The 18,432-nt window shown below is 42.0% G+C and carries 15 protein-coding genes; 4 read left to right on the top strand and 11 right to left on the bottom strand.

What is annotated here, in order from left to right:
• Nucleotides 1-36: 36 nt before the first annotated feature.
• From AOB57_RS01685 to AOB57_RS01705, 5 genes are all read right to left on the bottom strand, one after another.
• Nucleotides 37-1,557, bottom strand: a complete 1,521-nt coding sequence (locus tag AOB57_RS01685) for an AMP phosphorylase (RefSeq protein WP_054298081.1) — start codon at nucleotides 1,555-1,557, stop codon at nucleotides 37-39.
• 731 nt (nucleotides 1,558-2,288) lie between these two features.
• Complete coding sequence (locus tag AOB57_RS01690; RefSeq protein ID WP_054298080.1) at nucleotides 2,289-2,504, bottom strand: hypothetical protein; 216 nt, start codon at nucleotides 2,502-2,504, stop codon at nucleotides 2,289-2,291.
• Nucleotides 2,505-3,208: 704 nt separating this feature from the next.
• Nucleotides 3,209-3,451, bottom strand: coding sequence for a hypothetical protein (locus tag AOB57_RS01695; protein WP_054298079.1), 243 nt, complete (start codon nucleotides 3,449-3,451; stop codon nucleotides 3,209-3,211).
• A 741-nt stretch (nucleotides 3,452-4,192) separates the two neighbouring features.
• Entirely contained in the window at nucleotides 4,193-5,362 is a 1,170-nt protein-coding gene (locus AOB57_RS01700; protein WP_054298116.1) for an ABC transporter permease, read from the bottom strand.
• A 224-nt stretch (nucleotides 5,363-5,586) separates the two neighbouring features.
• Nucleotides 5,587-6,747 carry a hypothetical protein gene (locus AOB57_RS01705; protein ID WP_054298078.1) on the bottom strand — a complete coding sequence of 387 codons (1,161 nt, stop codon included), beginning with the start codon at nucleotides 6,745-6,747 and terminating at the stop codon, nucleotides 5,587-5,589.
• A gap of 404 nt (nucleotides 6,748-7,151) precedes the next feature.
• Here AOB57_RS01705 and AOB57_RS01710 point away from each other — a divergent pair, with 404 nt between their 5' ends.
• Entirely contained in the window at nucleotides 7,152-8,609 is a 1,458-nt protein-coding gene (locus tag AOB57_RS01710; protein ID WP_054298077.1) for a cobyric acid synthase, read from the top strand.
• A 671-nt stretch (nucleotides 8,610-9,280) separates the two neighbouring features.
• Here the strand turns inward: AOB57_RS01710 and ala are convergent.
• Complete coding sequence (gene ala / locus AOB57_RS01715) at nucleotides 9,281-10,261, bottom strand: alanine dehydrogenase (RefSeq protein WP_054298076.1); 981 nt, start codon at nucleotides 10,259-10,261, stop codon at nucleotides 9,281-9,283.
• A gap of 201 nt (nucleotides 10,262-10,462) precedes the next feature.
• Here ala and AOB57_RS01720 point away from each other — a divergent pair, with 201 nt between their 5' ends.
• Nucleotides 10,463-11,188 carry a DUF434 domain-containing protein gene (locus tag AOB57_RS01720; protein WP_054298075.1) on the top strand — a complete coding sequence of 242 codons (726 nt, stop codon included), beginning with the start codon at nucleotides 10,463-10,465 and terminating at the stop codon, nucleotides 11,186-11,188.
• Between the two features lie 4 nt (nucleotides 11,189-11,192).
• On the opposite strand, the gene AOB57_RS01725 is transcribed toward AOB57_RS01720, so the two are convergent.
• The gene (locus tag AOB57_RS01725; RefSeq protein ID WP_054298074.1) at nucleotides 11,193-12,245 is read right to left on the bottom strand and encodes a tetratricopeptide repeat protein; all 1,053 of its coding nucleotides are present in this window, start codon (nucleotides 12,243-12,245) and stop codon (nucleotides 11,193-11,195) included.
• Nucleotides 12,246-12,541: 296 nt separating this feature from the next.
• Nucleotides 12,542-12,931, bottom strand: coding sequence for a hypothetical protein (locus AOB57_RS01730; protein WP_226999585.1), 390 nt, complete (start codon nucleotides 12,929-12,931; stop codon nucleotides 12,542-12,544).
• Nucleotides 12,932-13,307: 376 nt separating this feature from the next.
• On the opposite strand from AOB57_RS01730, the gene AOB57_RS01735 reads away from it, so the two are divergent.
• A complete protein-coding gene (locus AOB57_RS01735; protein WP_054298073.1) occupies nucleotides 13,308-14,114 on the top strand; it encodes a serine/threonine protein phosphatase in 807 nt (268 codons plus the stop codon).
• A 208-nt stretch (nucleotides 14,115-14,322) separates the two neighbouring features.
• On the opposite strand, the gene AOB57_RS01740 is transcribed toward AOB57_RS01735, so the two are convergent.
• Nucleotides 14,323-15,510 (bottom strand): tetratricopeptide repeat protein, encoded by a 1,188-nt coding sequence (locus tag AOB57_RS01740; RefSeq protein WP_054298072.1) that lies wholly within the window; start codon nucleotides 15,508-15,510, stop codon nucleotides 14,323-14,325.
• A gap of 640 nt (nucleotides 15,511-16,150) precedes the next feature.
• On the opposite strand from AOB57_RS01740, the gene AOB57_RS01745 reads away from it, so the two are divergent.
• Complete coding sequence (locus AOB57_RS01745) at nucleotides 16,151-16,564, top strand: FxsA family protein (RefSeq protein WP_226999586.1); 414 nt, start codon at nucleotides 16,151-16,153, stop codon at nucleotides 16,562-16,564.
• Nucleotides 16,565-16,737: 173 nt separating this feature from the next.
• Here the strand turns inward: AOB57_RS01745 and AOB57_RS01750 are convergent, their stop codons facing one another.
• Together AOB57_RS01750 and AOB57_RS01755 are read right to left on the bottom strand one after the other, a co-directional pair.
• The gene (locus AOB57_RS01750; protein ID WP_226999587.1) at nucleotides 16,738-16,968 is read right to left on the bottom strand and encodes a hypothetical protein; all 231 of its coding nucleotides are present in this window, start codon (nucleotides 16,966-16,968) and stop codon (nucleotides 16,738-16,740) included.
• Between the two features lie 102 nt (nucleotides 16,969-17,070).
• The gene (locus tag AOB57_RS01755; RefSeq protein ID WP_226999588.1) at nucleotides 17,071-18,384 is read right to left on the bottom strand and encodes a M14 family metallopeptidase; all 1,314 of its coding nucleotides are present in this window, start codon (nucleotides 18,382-18,384) and stop codon (nucleotides 17,071-17,073) included.
• Between the last annotated feature and the right edge of the window lie 48 nt (nucleotides 18,385-18,432).

Here is an 18,432-nt window from a genome sequence, read left to right on the forward strand (position 1 = left end):
AAGGTATTAAAAGATTTCACTGAAAAAAAGAGAAGATTACTGGAACCCGTAGGTTCCGGGGACCCTTCTTAGAAGCATGCCCTCAACAACTATCGGATTTGTTCTCTGTGCAGTTGCCAATGCGTTTTCTAACTTGAATTCTTTCTCAGCATAGATTGTGAGGATTGAGTCTCCTTTTCGAACAGACTCACCCATTTTCTTATGGATAGAGACTCCGGCCCCCTTGTCATTAGGAGCACCTGCAAGCCTGGCTATCTCGATTATCCATCTATTGTCAAATTCGATGACATACCCGTCTGCAGAAGCAAAGATATCGGCTGTATATTGCCCTACCTGTATATCATCCGATTTTATGTTCGGATCTCCGCCCTGGGCTTCAATGATCTGTCTCATCTTCTCAAGGGCTTTCCCGCTCCGCAGGGTTTCAAGTGCAATTTCTTTTCCGCGCTCTCTTGGAGCCGCACCTCCCATTTCTAGCATAATACCCGCAATTGCAGCACTCTTCTCAATAAGGCTGTTTGGACCTTCCATGCTTTCCAGCACTTTCATAGCCTCCCGTACTTCCAGCGAAGGTCCAACTTTTCTTCCTATGGGCGAGGAGCCGTAGGTAATTGCACACTCGACGTTCATTCCAAGCCTGTGCCCAAGATTAATCAGGTCTCCTGCAAGTTTTTGTCCGTCCTGAACAGTGGGAACCTTTGTACTTGGACCGACAGGGATATCCATCACCACATTGTCGGCTCCTATAGCTCCTTTTTTTGCCATAATCGAGGCAAGCATCTGATAGTAAGGGTCAATGGAGAGTGGGTATTCAACCCTAATGAGCTTGTCATCAGCAGGCGCGATATTGGTGGCTCCACCCCAGACAAGTGCACCCCCTACTTTTTCGGTTATTTCTTTGACTTCCTGGGAACTGAATTCTACAGGACAGAGCACTTCCATGAGGTCGGCAGTCCCGCCTGCCCCTGTAATCGCCCTGGAACTTGTTTTCGGAATAAGAAGCCCATTTGCAGCTACAATAGGGACAACCAGCAAAGAGATCTTATTACCGGGAACTCCTCCTATTGAATGTTTGTCCATTATTGGGTGAGTATCAAATTCAATCGTGTCCCCACTCTCGATCATAGCCTTTGTTAGCCATTCGACCTCGTCATCTGTCATTCCGTGGATATAGGAAGATGTTATAAAAGCGGAGAGTTCGATATCACTGAGATTCTCTTCCACGATATCGTTTACGAGTATTTTGATATCATCCTGCACTACAGGTTTTTTATCCATGAGTTTCTTGATTACAGTTACAGATTTTGAGCGGTATGCCGGGACAACCTCAACAGGTTTATCCCAATCCCGAAAGTGCTCATATACTTCGTAAAAAATTCCCAGCGTGCCCGGAGGAACCATATCATCCGTTGTATCCACAATGGCAGAAAGGCTTTCATGCCCATGGATACGGACTCTATCTCCCTCATTAACCCCCAGTTCCTTCGCGTCGGCAATATTTAGCAACACTTTGTGCTGCCCAATTTTTATATTGAAATGTTCAAGCTTCAACTGCATGAGTAAACTCCTTCCGTTTCGTTCTCATTATAATTGTGAATTTGTCACTATAATTCATTTCCCCTGAGCTCCGACTTTATACCTGTTTTTTATCAGGAAACTGACAGCCGGCCTGAGAAATCCTGTAGATAATTAATATACCTGTGATATGTGTAAATAATAAATATTAAACTGAGGTAACATATTAACCTTCATATTATTTTAAGTAAATCCGCAAAAACTTTAAGACAGGTAAAAAAAGCTTAAAAATTATATAAAAGGAAGATCAATAGGTATGCCAATATTTGGCTCCCCAAATGCCTGTATCGCATAGAGATATTAAAGATCTCAAAAACTTTCAAGAGCTTAAACCGACCCTAATAAGGATTTAAGAAATAAATTAAGTTGGAAATTGTACTTCTTTTTTCAATATATCAAGTGATACTGTTTTAATAGTTATTTAACCATAATTCAGGCATTGTTTAGCTATTAGTCAGTCATTATCATGGATTGCCAATCTACTACTGTTTAGTTATATCTATGATCGGTCCAAGAATACCGGTTCATTATTTTATCCTATTAAATTATTTCACGTTTCCAGATTAAATTTCCGGATTATATTATACATATTATCTTCTAGCTTAATTTGCTACTTCTTTAGCTTAATTTGGCTACAGTTCAGTATCCAATACAAATCGTCACCATGCAGCTGCATTATAATCAATAATTACTCAGATCACTTACTCATCTTGTTATTTACCGTAGTCACGCCTGGATATGGAAACAAGCCCTTTTGCAACCACCAGTGAAATAATTCCTATAAGCGCTGCAGTTAAGAGCACCATAAGCAGGTTTTCCTCGTCAGCAAATCTAAACATTAAAATGAACAAAATAATGTTAAATACAGCTCCAACGGCCAGCAAGACTATTGCCGGGCCTCTTAAAGCTTTTCCAGTATCCCTAACCATTTGTCCAATCCATCCTGAAACAAGTCGTTAAATTAAGGTTTAAAGGCCTATAATACCAAATTCCCGAATAAACTAATTAAATTTTAATGAAATAGACTGTTTCCATAACCGAAACCAGATGCTAAAACTCATGAATAACGTGAATCTGTAGCCAAGCGTAATGGTTACTGTGATTTATCAAAGAATTGAGGTAATTGCATATAAATCTTAGGTAATTGAAATTCCTCAAATTCAGGCAAACCGGGAAACTCAAATTTTAAAAACAGATTGTTTAAGAACAGCAAAGAAAGCGTACGCGTTAATATTACTAAACTCCATCTTTAATATAGCATGCCCAATAATTATTGAAAACTATACTAAAAATTATACTAGAATTATACCAAAAATTATACTAAAAATTATACCAAAAATTATACTAAAAATTATACTAAAAATTATACCAATATTTTAAGCAAGTAGGTTAATATCTAAATAAACACCTGCTCTAAAGTACTTTGCAGAATCAATATCAAGAGAATGCTGGCAAGTTGACAGCTTTCATCTCCACCTGCAATCTTCCGGTTCCCATCGGAAGCTTCCGAGGGAGGGAACTTCCCACCTTAGAATTAAATATCCTTTTACTCTCTGGTTAAATGGATTATTATTTAGTAGAAATTTTCTTTGTCAGAAGGCATCTACAAAATCGGACTCATTAAAGATCCATATCAGAGAAATTCAAGACATAACGATACGTAGTACTCTCTTGCGATCTTCTTGAGCCATTCAGGCACCAGACAGTATTTGTCAACTATAAGCTCATTCAAGTAATACAGAGCCTCCTCAGTTTTACAGTCACAGAGCCGCCTTACTGCCGTCCTCCTTCCCCATGCTGATCTCTCATCATCCAGAGCTTCAAGGTAAAGCTGGTATTCTCTATTATTTTCCATTACATTATAAATATCTACCAATCAATATAAATATTTGTATTGTACTATGAACTAAAACATGTTAAGTACATCCTGCCGTAAATTTTCCTGAGCTTTTCCGGAGGTTAAAAACAGCTAATAAGTCTAACAAAAAACTGATGAATCTACAAGTTACAGGAGAAACTACAAAATTCCCATGTACGAAATGATTATTAGGAAACTATTATATAAAAAATTGACCAAGTGCTTCTGAAGAATGTGTAAAAACGCTGCAAAATATCATACAAAACGAGAAAATAAGAAAATAGAATTCTCATACAGTGATCAGTTGATGAGAATTCTTGCACAAGGTCTTGTTCGCTATGCTCTAGTATGTAAAACAATAGCTAAAAACGATATATAATTAACGGGAATTAAATTTTAAACCCGGAGAGATATTGGTCGGTATTGAAATGTTTAATTGGAGCGATTATTTTAACCATGTTGCTAATTTTTTGCTGGAGTAAATTATTTAGGAGGAAAGCACAAAAAAAGAGATGAAACAGAGAAAAAGAAAGGATATTGGAGTTCGCAAAATCTTTAAAGAATTTTAACTTAATACACCTTGGTTTAGATAAAACTATTGCCATAATTGTGTAGATTCATCAGTGAGATTTGAGTTATTTGTTAATAGTTGATGGATTCGCAGACAAGAATTAGCCAGACTCACTTTGTACTTATAATAAACTCGCTATAATAAACCCGCAGGTAACAGCATAATGACCTATATCATTTTTAATGGCTTCATCTTGAGCTTATGGCTTTTACTGGGTCGAGTTTTGCTGCCTGCTGAGCAGGATATATACCCGCAATTAAATTCAGAAGGAAAACCGCAATTATAGTAAATAGAATATCTTGTGCCCGAATTACGATGGGAATTGTGGTAGGACCTCCATAGATTTCGGGAGAAGTACCTGGGATTTCATACTGGCCTATTGCCATAGCTATTGCAACCCCTGTCAGGGTACCGACAAGAGCTCCTAGCAAGCCGAGAATGCCGCTTTGAAGAAGGAAAATTGTCCGGATACCCGAAACTGTGGCACCCATAGCGCGAAGCATACCTATCTGGCGTGTCGCGCCTATAACTGCCAGATTCAAAGTGCTGACCACGCCGAAAGAAGCAATTACGACAATCAAGCCGAGCACGACGGTATTAGAGGTACTCTCAATGGCAATAGTCCTAAGAATTTCGGGATTGGTTTCAGTCCAGCCTCTTGCATTATAGCCTGTTTTTTCGATCTCGGCAGCTACTTCCATGTCCCTGTTAAAATCCTCAAGCCTTACAGAAAGTCCGTTAATTACATCCGCAACATCATAAAATTCCTGGGCGGTATCCAGGGAAGTATAAGTGAGGGATTCATCCAGAGGAGAGCCAGTATGAAAGATCCCGACAACCCTTAGGGAGAGAGGATTAGCATTGGGAAAAGACACATCAACGGAATCGCCCAGATTAACCTCAAGTTTATCTGCCAGCATCGAGCCGATTACTACCGTGTTTCTGGAATATTCAAGTTCCCTGAAGTTTCCTTCTACCATATCGGCTTCAATATCACTGATATTGTTTTCCTGTTGAGGAAGTACGCCTCTTAGCTCGGCGTTGAGTGAATTTGTCTTGAACCTGAAGGAAGCTTCTCCAGTAAGAAAGGGAGAAACCGTAGAAACACCTTCGATCTTAGATATATCGCCTGCCAGGGTCCTGTAAAGATAGATATAGTCTTCACCTTCCCTCGGTGAGACTAAGACGTGAGAAAGTTTATTCACTGTAGTGTCGTAGAGTTCGCCCGTGAAACCAACCATAAGCGCCTGGGAAACGGTAAGTATCATAACGGCGAGAGCTATCGCTCCAACTGAAAGAATTGTCTGAAATCTTCTTGCCCGTATCTGCCTTAATGAAATAAAGAATTCGTAGCGCATTGGTTCACAGCTCTGCTTCTTAAGTTTCCCTGTCATTCCTATTTTGGAGTTCTCTCAGTTAATGTCGCTTTGAATTTTATATTTCTTTGAATCTGTTTCTTTGAATCTGTTTCTTTGAATCTGTTTCTTTGAATCTGTTTCTTTGAATCTGTTTCTTTGAATCTGTTTCTTTGAATCTGTTTCTTTGAACCTATTTCTTTGAACCTTATACTTAAATGACAGATTCATCTCCGAGTTTTCCTCAAAAAGACCGACACCAGAATAAGTCCTATAATTCCCGCAACTGAAGGAAACCCGGGAATTCCATCTTTATCATTCTCACCCGGGGTTACTGTCCTGTTGTCGGTATTATTTATCTGACTTACATTTGAAACCGTTGAAAGGTCGGATTCGATTATAGTTTCCCTGCGCTCAATAATGTCACCATCGTTTCCCAGAAGCTCGATCTCAAGCCTGTAGACTCCTTCCGGAAGCCTCTTATTCCAGGCAACCTCAACAGTTTCATCGTCATTGTTCAGGAGCACAGGAACCCTTGTTCGGACAGATTCTATCAGCCCTGAGGTTCTATCTCCTGAATTTTCAGCCAGTCCATATACAGAAAATATTAGATCTCCCTCAAAGGGCACCTGGGAGCGCCCAAAAACCGTTGCACTGGCTCCGGTTTCATCTTCGTAGATATCGGTAATCTCAGCATCGTCCCTAGCAGTAAACCTTTCGCTTGAACTTATAAATTCCCTTTGAGGAGAATATGTCTGAATTTTGACCCGGCCTACATATTCCTTATTGTTCTCAAGAAGTGTACCCCAGGGAGTGGAAAAGACATCTGGGGCGCTGGTAAGGGATAATTTTTCGGACTTTGTGGAGTAAACAACGTCCGAGCCGCTTATAAGCATGTATTCGATGTCAAAAAGTGAGGCTTCTTTTGGGGAAAGTGCAACACTTATTCCCTGGGAATTAGGGACCAGATCATTGACCTGTAGCTTTGGAGCAGAACTGCTGCCGTAAGCAAAGTTATATTCCATCTCTGAAACAACCTGCCTCCCGTCAAGAAGCCGGGCCTTTGCTATATAAGCTCCGCGTTCAGGATTGCTGACGCTCCAGAAACCAACCTTTGTAACTTCAACACCCGCAGGAAAACTGCCAAGTAAAAGCACCTGTCTGTCAAGCGTTCTCTCACGCATCCTTTCGGAACTTACAAGGAGTACCTCAAGACTAAGGTTTTCTTCGGGCTGGGTCGAATAAAGAGTAACATCAAAGGATTCAATATCACTATAAAGTTCGGTTATGTGAACCGTATTATTTTCTCCGGAAGGAGAAACGTCTGCTGCAAATGCTGGAGTGGTGGAAAGGATAGATAAAACAAATAAAAAAAACACGGCTTTCATTGTCTTTTTTCCCCGATTCAATTGTCAGAAAGATTGTTTTGATGTTATTTAAAAGAAATGTAACTTGAGGAAAGATAGTTTTTTGGTTTAGAGAAAAACATAAGCCGATCAGGGATGGAAAATGGGAAAGGACGCACTAGGTTAAAGGCAAAAAATAAGAAAACAAACCTCAGAAGATAAATACCTGAAATCAGTCAGTTTTTAAAGTAAATAAACAAAACCTGTAGTGAATCCGAAAGTATTTATTCTTTAGTTGAGGTATATGAGGAGGAATATTAAAAATAAACAAGTTTACTTGATTTGCATCCTCAGGAGAAAACAATCGCCAACTTATTAGAATTACAAACGTAAGTATAAAAATAAGTTTTAAAAATAGGGTTTTCGAGCAAAAGGTGTGGTAAAAAATGGAAAAGAAAAGTGTCTTGATCCTGGGAACCGCCTCCCACGTTGGGAAAAGTTCAGTCGTGACTGCCATATGCAGGATCCTGTCGAGAGAGTACAGGGTTGCCCCTTTCAAGGCTCAGAACATGAGCCTGAATTCCTGGATCACAAAGGATGGAAAGGAAATCGGAATTGCCCAGGCAATCCAGGCAAAAGCCGCAGGTACCGAACCCACTGCCGATATGAACCCTGTTCTTCTCAAACCCAAAGGAGACTGCGTTTCCCAGATAATCCTTCTGGGAGAGCCTTATGCTGACAGGAGTGCAGGTCAGTATTACGATTCCATTGCAGAGATGAATGAAGTTCTCGCAGGAGCTCTCGAAAGACTTTACAAGGAACATGATATTATTGTTATGGAAGGGGCTGGGGGAGCTGCAGAGATTAACCTTTATGAGAGGGATATCGTGAATATTGGCACTGCAAGGCTTACGCAGGCTCCTATAATCCTTGTTGGGGATATAGAAAGAGGAGGCGTTTTTGCAAGCCTTTACGGCACAGTTGAACTTCTTCCTGAGGATGTACGGAAAAATGTCAGGGGTTTTATTATCAATAAATTCAGAGGCGACCTGGAAATCCTGAAACCAGGTCTCAAGCAGCTTGAAGAAAAGACAGGCATCCCTGTACTTGGAGTCCTTCCTTTTTTCAAGTTCAATATTCCCTCGGAAGATTCGGTCTCGATTGAGGATAAAGAAGAAACAAAAAACGAAAAACCGATAGAAATCGCAGTTATCCGCCTTCCCAGGATTTCGAATTTTACGGACTTCGAACCCTTGGAAAGGTTTGCTAAAGTTCGCTACGTGGAGATTGATGAAGATCTCGGAAACCCGGACGCAATCATGATCCCGGGCACAAAGAATACAGTTAATGACCTGCTCGACCTTAAAGCAAGTGGTATGGCTGAAAAAATTCAAGCCTTCAAGGGAAGAATCCCGATTTTCGGAATCTGTGGCGGCTACCAGATGCTTGGCAAGATAATTTACGATTCCGGAGTCGAAAACGGAGTTGAAGCGCAATTTGAAGGTCTTGGACTTCTGGATATAAGGACAAGATTCGGAGAATACAAAAAGCGAACGGTCCAGGTTACAAAGAAAGTGAATGCTTATGGCCCCATACTGGCTCCTATAGACGGCGAGGAGATCAAAGGATATGAGATCCATATGGGAATAACCGACTCCTACCGCAATGTCTTCGGGGATGATGGTGCAATTGACGAAGCCGGTCTGGTAATTGGCACCTATCTGCACGGGCTCTTTGACAACAAAAATATAAGAGATGCACTTATGAGATACCTCTATGAGAAAAAAGGGCTTGAGTACAGGCCTGATAATGCCATGACCGAAAACGACGCCTACGAAGAACTCGCAAATGTAGTCGAGCAGAATCTTGAAATGGAAAAAATCTACGAGATAATCGGAATCTAAAAAAGGTTTTTACAGTGTGTACGCATTGTATAAATATAAAATATAACAATAATCAGGATCTACCAGATAGAAAAACCTGATAAAGCTTATTTTAGAAAAGGATTGAGCGGTTTCAGGAGAGTATTGGGAATAGTTGGAACAAAAAAATTATATAATCGGGGAATAGGTACAGTGTTCGCGGAGGGTATGACCGGCCTCTGGAAACCGCTCAATAATAAGTGATCTATTGCTAGTTATTTATATATTGTGAATTTGTTCGATTATAATTTCAAATTTTAACATTTATGTTAAAATCCCCCGAAATCTCCTGACCAGAAAGATACATAATCCGTTGACCTGAAACCGCTGACCTGAAACCGCTGACCTGAAACCGTTGCGCCGGTTTATCGCGCCGGAGAGGATTTGGGGATAAGGTTCTCAAATCCAAAAACCATATCATTTTTGATCAAATTTTTCTTAAAAACTTATAGGATTTGGGAGAAAATAAGTAAAGTTTCTATCACATAAATAAGCCCTAAGCCCTCTTGAGCGAACGAAGTGAGCGAAAAGGGCAGCGTGCTCCCGAAGCGCAATTCGGGGCGTGCTCCCGAGGCGCAATTCGGGGCGTGCTCCCGAGGCGCAATTCGGGGCGTGCTCCCGAGGCGCAATTCGGGCGAGACGGAACTCGGGTTTTAGAACATCTTGACCTTCATGCCGAGTCCATTACTGACAGCCCTCTCATAAACAAGGTGCGCGCTTGCAACATCCTGAATGGCAAGACCTGTTGAGTCAAAAATAGTAATTTCCTCTTCACTTGTCCTGCCTGGCTTCAGGCCGACAATCACCTCGCCAAGCTGGGCATGAATATCATTTTCCGAAATGTAGTGTTTTGAGAGAGGGACATTTACTTCTCCTGAATGGAGGGCTTGGACCATATCGTCCACAATAATCTTGGACCGAATTAAAAGTTCGGGGTCAAGTTCTTCTTTTCCTATAGCATCGGCGCCTATTGCGTTTATGTGAGTGCCTTCTTTGATCCACTGAGCCTTTACTATAGGTTTCCGAGTAGGAGTAGCCGTGACGAGAATATCACAATCACAGACCTTCTCAATGCTATCTTCATAATGGATTTCACAGGGGGTGATGCCTGCCATTTCCCGGATAAGCTGCTCAGAACTTTCTTTTGTCCTGGAGGTAACTCTCACAAGTCCGGGCTCAAAAATCTCACAGAGAGCTTCGAGCTGGGTTTTTGCCTGGTTTCCGGCTCCTACCAGGCCTATGACCTTTGAGTCTTTTCTTGCAAGGTATTTTGCGGCTATCCCGCCTGCAGCTCCGGTCCGGACATCGGTCAGGTAGGTTCCGTCCATAACTGCTATAGGAGCACCTGTTTCCGGGGAAATGAGGACAATAAGCGCCATTACTGTGGGGAGTCCACGAGCAGGGTTTCCAGGGTGGACGTTTACAATTTTCACGCCAGTAATATTCTCTTCCTCAAGATACGCGGGCATTGTACGCAGGTCTCCGTTATAGGCCGTATAATAGAGATACGATTTGGGAGGCATCTGGACTCTTCCAAACCCATGCTGCCTGAAAGCCTGTTCCACGACCTGCATAACAGAACTCATATCCATAACACTTTTTACTTCTTCTTGAGCCAGCCATAAGACATCCATAGTATAACCCTCCAGCCTGAACCGTGAGCTGGCTCACAGCTGAAAACCAAGATAAAATTGAACAGAACCGAAACAAAAACCTAAGATACAAACCTACGGCCTGAGACCACACATTATCATTTTTATTTGCGCAAATATGTATATATAACATATATCTTCACTCATTTAAAGAACTCCCTTCCTAAAAGGAGACAACCGTTAATGAGAGATATGCATGAAAGTTCAGCTGATTTTTCAGGTTCCTGTATGAAAGAGGAAGTGCTCAAAGGAAAATTGCTCAGGCCTGCGCGGGATATCAGGAGCATACTCAGGTGGGGTTATCCCAAGTTTTCGACTATCCGATTTGTGGCTGACCATTTTCAGCTCAGCTTGGAAGAAAGGCATATTCTCACAAGGGTAATTATGCCCCCTGACAGGATCGTCTCCAGGATCAGCAAGAGAATCGACTGCTCAGGCATAAAAGATAGAAAACTTCTCCTTGACGGGTACAATGTTCTCCTTAGTGTGGACAGCCTGCTAAAAAAAGAACCCATGTGGTTCTGCGATGACGGGTATATAAGAGACACCAGATACTATTTCAGCAAGGCAAAACAGGCTGAAGATATCGAAGAAGCCCTTGATGTAGTCCTGGGATTTCTTTCCGAAACCAGCCCAGAATCAGTTTTTTTTCTTTTTGACGCCCAGATAAGTCGCAGCGGGGAACTTGCAGGTTTCACCCGCCATAAATTGAAAGAATATAAAATTTCAGGCGAGGCAAAGACCTCAAAAATCGCGGATTTTGAGCTTAAAACCGAAGGAGGAAATCCAGAAAGAAATGTGATTGTGGCAACTTCCGATGGAATTATCATAGATTCGGTCAAAGAGGTGCTGGATATTCCTGCCTGCCTGATGGAAAAAATGAGAATTGAACCGGTCAGGCTGTATTGATCGGTTACCAGGCACTTCGTTTAAACAACTCAGCCTGCCTGTAAATTTCTTCGGCATCTGCGTACTGCCCTTTCTCTTTTAGCAAATCCGCGTACCCACGAAGGGTTCCGAGATGTCCGGGGTCAAGCTCAAGGGCTTTTTTATACTGGACTTCGGCTTCGTGCCTGTGCCCAAACCTCGCAAGTAGCCTGGCGTACTCGCAATGAGCCTCAACATCTTCAGGGTTCAGTTTAAGAGCATACCTGAAGTGTGCTCTTGCCCCATGAATGAACCCATGTTCTGCAAGCAGACGGGCATAGAAAAGATGAGGGCGCGGATCATCAGGATCGGCTTTGAGGGCTACTATGTAATGTTTTTCAGCATCAAGGGGTTCCCCATTTTCTTCAAGGAGGCGAGCATAACGGAAATTGGATTCCACATGACCAGGTTCAAGCTTAAGAGCTTGAGTATAGTGATATCTTGCCTCGGCGCTTTCCCCTCGTTTTGAAAGCAGAATCCCGTACCCACAATGGGCGTTCACATTCTCATTATCAAGAAGCAGAGCTCTGCTGTACATCTCTTCGGCTTCGTCTGTTTTTTTGAGCCTGTAAAGGAGGCAGCCGTAGTTGCAAAGAGTTTCCACGTGGAAAGGGTTAAGTTTGAGGGCTTTTTCATACTGAGCCTGTGCAGCTTCAGTTTCCCCCATTCTCGCCAGGACTATCCCGTATCCGCAAAGCGCTTCGACATTTTCAGAATTCTCAGAGAGCACTTCTTTGAATTCGCGTACTGCAAGTTCGTCAAATCCCAGCAGAAAAGCCGTTTTTCCCGCCTCCATAAGCGCATCTTCCCGGGTTTTTCCTGAGAATAGCGAAGCACAGGCTCTGGAAATTACATATTTTTCCCTGTGCATAGATTCTTTGCCAAAAATAGATGAGAGTTTCAGCAGGGTTTCCTGAGAAAGCGCATGCTCATTTGAGAAGGAAACGACAAACTCAATGACCTCATCCAGGTCACAGTTATCGGCTGCAACGTCTTCAATTACATGAAAAACAAGCTTGTTTACAGCATCAATCTCCATGCCTAAAGACCTCCTGAAATTTACCTCTAAAGAGAGTTTATCCGGCAGGATATAAATAGTTGGCTGTATAAGTATATTAATAAACAGTGAATGTTTGCTCCTCACAATGTCATAAGGAAATCAAAAACTACAGTTTGAAAAACGAGATACTGGAAAGAAAAGATTAAATGGACTGATCCTGCCTGAATCTCGATCTAAATATTTTTTAATTTCCTCATGTCCTGCTTACACAAACTGGCTGTATCCTGATGCTCTGCCCTTCTTCCGGATCCACTCAGGCAGTTCTTTCCATCTATTTAGACTCTGCTTACATGTAAACTGTAGCGCGTTTCTACGTCATATGTACCTTTAAGTTCTTCTTCGGTCAGAATTCCTTTATCAATCAATCTGCTGAGAGTTCTTCTATCGACTGATTCGACTATATCCCAGAGGTCTTTCTTCATGAGGTAGGGTTTTAACCTGTTGATGCGCCAGAGTTTCCATTCAACCTTCTGCCGCTTGATTTCTACGTTCCCTATTCTCAACACATCAATATCTTTTTCTGTAAGGGTGTTGAGGATACGAGTTCTCAATTCCTCTCTGCGCTTCTCCAGAATCGAGATTGCAGAGACAATATCATCGTACTCAAGTACAACATCCGCAAGATCCATGTCTTCAGGATCCTGCTCATTAATATCAAGTTCCACTATTCTGCCCCCCGGTGTGTATTTAGGATAAAAACTTTTATGATTTTGTTTAATTGATTGATTCTTTAATTAACTGAATTCTTAACTGAGTGGATTTTTAATTGAATGAATTTTTGATTAAGTAGGTTTTTGATATCTGGACTTCTAATTGACTGACTTCAAATTGCTTGGATTTTTAAGCTTATTAATACTTGATTTTAGACTTTGACATTTATAAGCCTGCCTTTACAAAAGGAAATTGAAAACCTTAGCGTATTGGGCGCTCGAAGAGTTTCTCTTGAGGTTTGGAAACGTTTATTGTATAAAAATTCCTTTGGTATATGGAAGAAAAACTCGGATTTGCATCCCTGAGAGGTTCTTGAGTAGAGGTGACCCCGTGGTATCAAAAAAGGTTTTCAGGAAAATTGCCGCAAAAGAAGAGCTGCTTCTCCTTTTACCGGAGATAGACCGCATTTTTGATTCGGAACATGCTGTGTTTAGAATTGATACTGAACCGGTGATGATCGTAGGGGATATTCACGGGGATTTACAGGCACTGGAATACGTAATAGAAAAAAGGGAAGAAATGAATTGTAAGAACTTTCTTTTTCTCGGGGATTACGTGGATAGAGGACCTCAGGGTACCGAGGTTCTTATAAGGCTTTTCCGGATGAAGCTTGAAGACCCGGATCATATCTTCCTGTTAAGGGGAAATCACGAAACTGTGGATATGAACATCTACTATGGTTTTTTAGCGGAGATCGGATTTGATGAGGAATTTCTCCTTAGAGTAAGCCAGACATATGATAAAATGCCGATAGCGGCTGTACTATCAGGGCACACATTCTGCGTACATGGAGGGATCAATGGGATAGGCAGCATTAATGATATCAGGAAGGAAAAAGCTTTTCCCTATCTCTGGAATGATCCTTCGAACCGTCCCGGACTCACCACTTCGAGGAGAGGTTCAACTGTAAAGGAATTCGGGCCTGACATTGTAGATGGATTTTTAAAGACAAATCATCTGAAAAGAATAGTGAGAGGTCATACAGCCCTTGACAAAGGGTACAGGTGGTGGTTTGACGGAAAACTGCTCTCACTTTTTTCCTGCCCGGACTATGTCGGACTTGGGAATACAGCAGCTTTTGCCCTGTTTGAAAAAGAGAATATAAAGCTGTTCGTCTTCGGGAATCAGCAGGAATAAAAGAAAGTTTACTCTTATTGAACCACTAATTTCCAGAAAAATTCTATCTGTAATGTGTCTTCTGAGAACTCTACTCGGAAATGCCCGAGAATCTCGTTTCATATCCTGGGATTAATCAAAGTAAAAAAGAAAATGCCGGGTTGGATGCTATTATAGGCAGGATAACAGATTCGAAAAGCCTGATGACATAAAGATCCAGACTTTTATCTTAGTCCAGAATTATCCAGGTTTCTGTCATCTTGCTTCCTATATCCGGATCGAGCTGCATGGCCTTCATATATTCCTTTTTGGCTTCATCAAAGCGACCCATCTTTCTCATAAGAAGGCCGTAGCTGTAGTGAAGGGGAGGGTAATACGGATTTAGGGCAAGTGCCTTCTTATATTCTTCCTCGGCTTCGGATAAGCGTCCAATTTCTGAAAGAAGGTTTCCGTAGCTGTAATGTCCTTCTGCACTCTCAGGGTCCAGACTGAGCGCTTTCTTGTATTCCATCTCAGCTTCATACCGCCTTCCAAAACGAGCAAGGAGATTTGCATAATTAGTATGAACTTTTGCATCGTTTTGATCAAGGGCAAGAGCTTCCATGTACTGAGCCTCTGCTTCTGAGACCCTGCCTTCTCTTGCGAGGAGATTCCCATAATTAAAAAGAGTACGCCTATGCCTGGGGTTGAGAGAGAGAGCCTTTCTGTACTCGACTTCGGCTTCTGAAGAACGCCCCAGGAAAGAGAGCAGGACCCCATAGTTGTGGTGGAGGCTTGGATCTTCAGGGTCCAATTCTATTGCACGCCTGTACTCCTTTTCCGCATCTCTCAGTCTTCCCAGCTCAAAAAGCAGGTTTGCGTACCCGCCTCGTGCAGGGACATAGTCAGGATCAACCGTAAGCGCCCTTAAATAGTACTCTTCAGCTTCCCTTACATACCCGTAATCGGTCAGGAGATGAGCGTATCCTGCATTCGCCTTTACATGCTGTGGTGAAGCTTTAAGTACGGTTTTATATTCCTTCTCAGCATCCTCAGTCTTTCCAAGTTCCAAAAGAAGTTCAGCGTAGGCACACCTTACATCTCCGTTCTCTGGATTTTCTTTCAGAGCCTCCAGATAACTTGCCTTCGCCTCAGGGAAAAAGCCCAGAACATGAGCCGCAGTGCCAAGTGCAAAGCAGGCGTCCTCACGGAGTTTTCCGGAGGCTCGAGTAAAGCATGCTTTTGCGAAAACATATTCTTCCATGACCATTTTCTGCTGCTTGCAAGCACTGGAAAGATCAAGCAAGATTGTGAGGGAAATGGATTTCCTTTCCGCAAGTTCCAGGGCAAAGTCAACTGCAGAGCACAGATTTTTCTGGTCGGATCCGATTATTCCAACAACATTATATACAAAGTCATCAATTGCATCGAAGTCCATACATCCGGCACCTCAGAAAAGCCATTTTTTTAGGGGGATAAGTGAAACTATCTCTGTAACATCCGGACTATATTTTACATTTGATAGAATATATTAGTGCGTGAGTATTGCAAAGTATCTGGGGTATATTATTATTTTATAAATAGTGCGTTAGATCACGAACATAATATTATACCTATCATATAACAGGCTATCCCTTTTTCTCGCTAAATCAAACAGTTGCCTGCTTAGAGCAACAACACTTTCCTGGTAAAACAGGCTTTTCAGAATAAGGGTAGCCCTGTTAAAGTAGAATGACTTAAAAAATAAATAGAAATTTATAAAATGAAGTAATTATTTCCTGTAAAAAGAAAGAAAATACAATTAACTAAAATAGGTTGAGAATAATTAATCTACTTTGAACAACAGTATTTAAATTTAAGGATATAAAATCAAGAATGAGGAGTTTATGAGATATTCATACATTTATAAAACTCTCCGGCAATAGTGTTCTCTTGGAAATAACCCAAAGGAAAATATATAAGAAGGGTAGTAGCTCCTCACGGTAAGATTTAAAATTAACATTTAAATTACTGATAATACGTATTGGGAATTATTAATAAGTACATCTCAATACTAATAAATATCCAAAATCCTGAAAATGATCAGTATGTTTTTTAAACTTTTGTCTATTTTCCTGATTATCCCAATTATTGAGCTTTACTTACTCATCAAAATAGGGAAAGTCATCGGGGCATTAAATACCGTGCTCATTATTTTAATAACTGCAAGCCTGGGCGCTTACCTGACAAAATCCCAGGGTTTCCGCGTGCTCCGCGAGATCCAGGAGGCAACGAGCAGAGGTTACATGCCAGGAAATGAGCTTCTTCACGGGTTCTTCGTACTGGTTGGCGGCTTTGCCCTTCTAACTCCGGGTTTCCTGTCCGATATAATAGGGCTCTCCATGCTCATACCCCAGATGAGGGAAATTTATGTGGGATTCGCAAAAGGGATTATAAGAAAAAAGATACAGAGCGGTCAGTGGCAGATGAGAATGTATACTAATTTTCGATAACTTTAAGTATTCACTTTTGCCCTGACAAAAGAATCAAAAACTCATTAATCATTTTAAGCTTGTTCTGATAACTTGGATGAAATATCTGGCAACTCCTGCTTTGAAAAGGTAGAAAACGTATAATATGAAAAGGAGCAGTGTAAATCCTTCTATCAAAGTTATTTGCCTCATTACTACTTGTCTGATTGATTTCCGACCGATGAGCCGGAATCGGCCACATCCTTCACCCGTTCTTTTGCTACCTTCTCAGCGTCGTCAAGGATTTCTATCCGGTATCCTTTCTCAGAGAGAACCCTGATTCGTTCTCCCGAGAGTGTTCCCTGGATCTCAAATGAACCATCCGCAAGCTGCTTTGCCGTTTGGCCAAAGACATCAAGATCATACAGGCTTTGAAGATCGCGCAACCGGTCCCATGTATCGGTGCGTATCCTTACAATATAAAGACCCACGAAAATCAGTCCTTCCTTCAGGGATCTTTACCCTGGAAAAGCCGTTAAGATCGAGGATTACTGCCCTGCTGCAGCCAGGCAAAGTTCATTCATGGCGGCGCAGACATCCTGAATAATATTGCTCATATCACTGAAAGGTGGAACGAATTCCTGCCCGAACTCGATAGTATAAGCGTAAACTTTCCTGTTAAGTCTGTTTACTATATGACGGCTAAAAGCATAGTCGTCTGATGTCGCGGATGTCGGATAGAGTCCTACAGACTGTTGAACGGTGTAATTCTCCCCACGTACTGCCGCCAGTGCGTTATTCATACGTTCGGCTAGACTTATAATCCTGTCTTTATCCTGAGTGGATATGAACTCTCCGTAAATTGTGTCATTTAGATTTCCGCGTTTTCCATCATATGTGGGATTCAAAAAGTTCTGTTCAGAATCAGTAGTCTGGTTATTGTCATCTCCCCAATTATACAGTATAAGTCCGCCATAGCTGTGCACATCCACAAAGTAACCGATATTCGGGTAAGTATCAAAGAGATAGCGTACATTGCGGGTTTCCGGCTCGGAAAATGCACTTTGTCCTTTGTACGTGAAACTCGATGGGCTTGAGGAGGTTCCAATTCCACTGCTCCACAGGAAATCGAAATTCCGGTTTAGATCCACACCCTGAGAGGAAGCCCCAGCGTTGGTATTCGGTTTTCGGTTTTTACGCCACCAGAAATGCTGGGGATCACCTGAGTTTGGATTATAGGTCTGGCTGTAGTGTTTGCCATCCGGGTTCACATCAGGAAAAACAAACACATCAAGGTTTTCAAGAATTGCACGGACCTGATCTGCAGGGAAACTCTTTCCTCCATAGGTTAGCTCGCTGCCGGCACGGTAAGCATTGATGAGATTGACCAGAAAGTTTACGCAGATATCCGAACCGCCCCATTCCCGCGCATGTATACTGCCGGTGAACAGTACACCAGTTCGGTCTGTGTTCGTTCCAGTGCGTATACGGACAGCATGAGATATCCTATTCTCCCAGGTGCGATGAGGGAGTTCAATGAGAGTTACGAGATCGGGGTGCATAGCCTGGAGATTGACAAGTGCGGACTCAACCTCATCTGCGGTCATGTAGCCCATTATTGCACGTTCTTTAAATCCCGAAAGCCCGGCAACTTCGGCAAAGCGGTTTACAGGCGAGACTTCCTGCACTCGTTCCTCAGCTACCTGTGAAAGGTCGGAGACTTTCTCCACGATGTAACCTGCCGCTTTGACCTGCCGAACCTGTTCCTCCGTTAAAATACCCGGAACCATAAAACGATCAGCAGCCAGTTGCCGCGCAGAGCTATACTTTAAATCAAGCTCGAATCTATCAAGGGCCCTCAATTCTTCAAGAGTTTTAGCAGTGATTTGAACCGAATAAATTGCCGTTTA

The sequence above is a fragment of the Methanosarcina flavescens genome (assembly GCF_001304615.2).
Lineage (GTDB): Archaea > Halobacteriota > Methanosarcinia > Methanosarcinales > Methanosarcinaceae > Methanosarcina > Methanosarcina flavescens.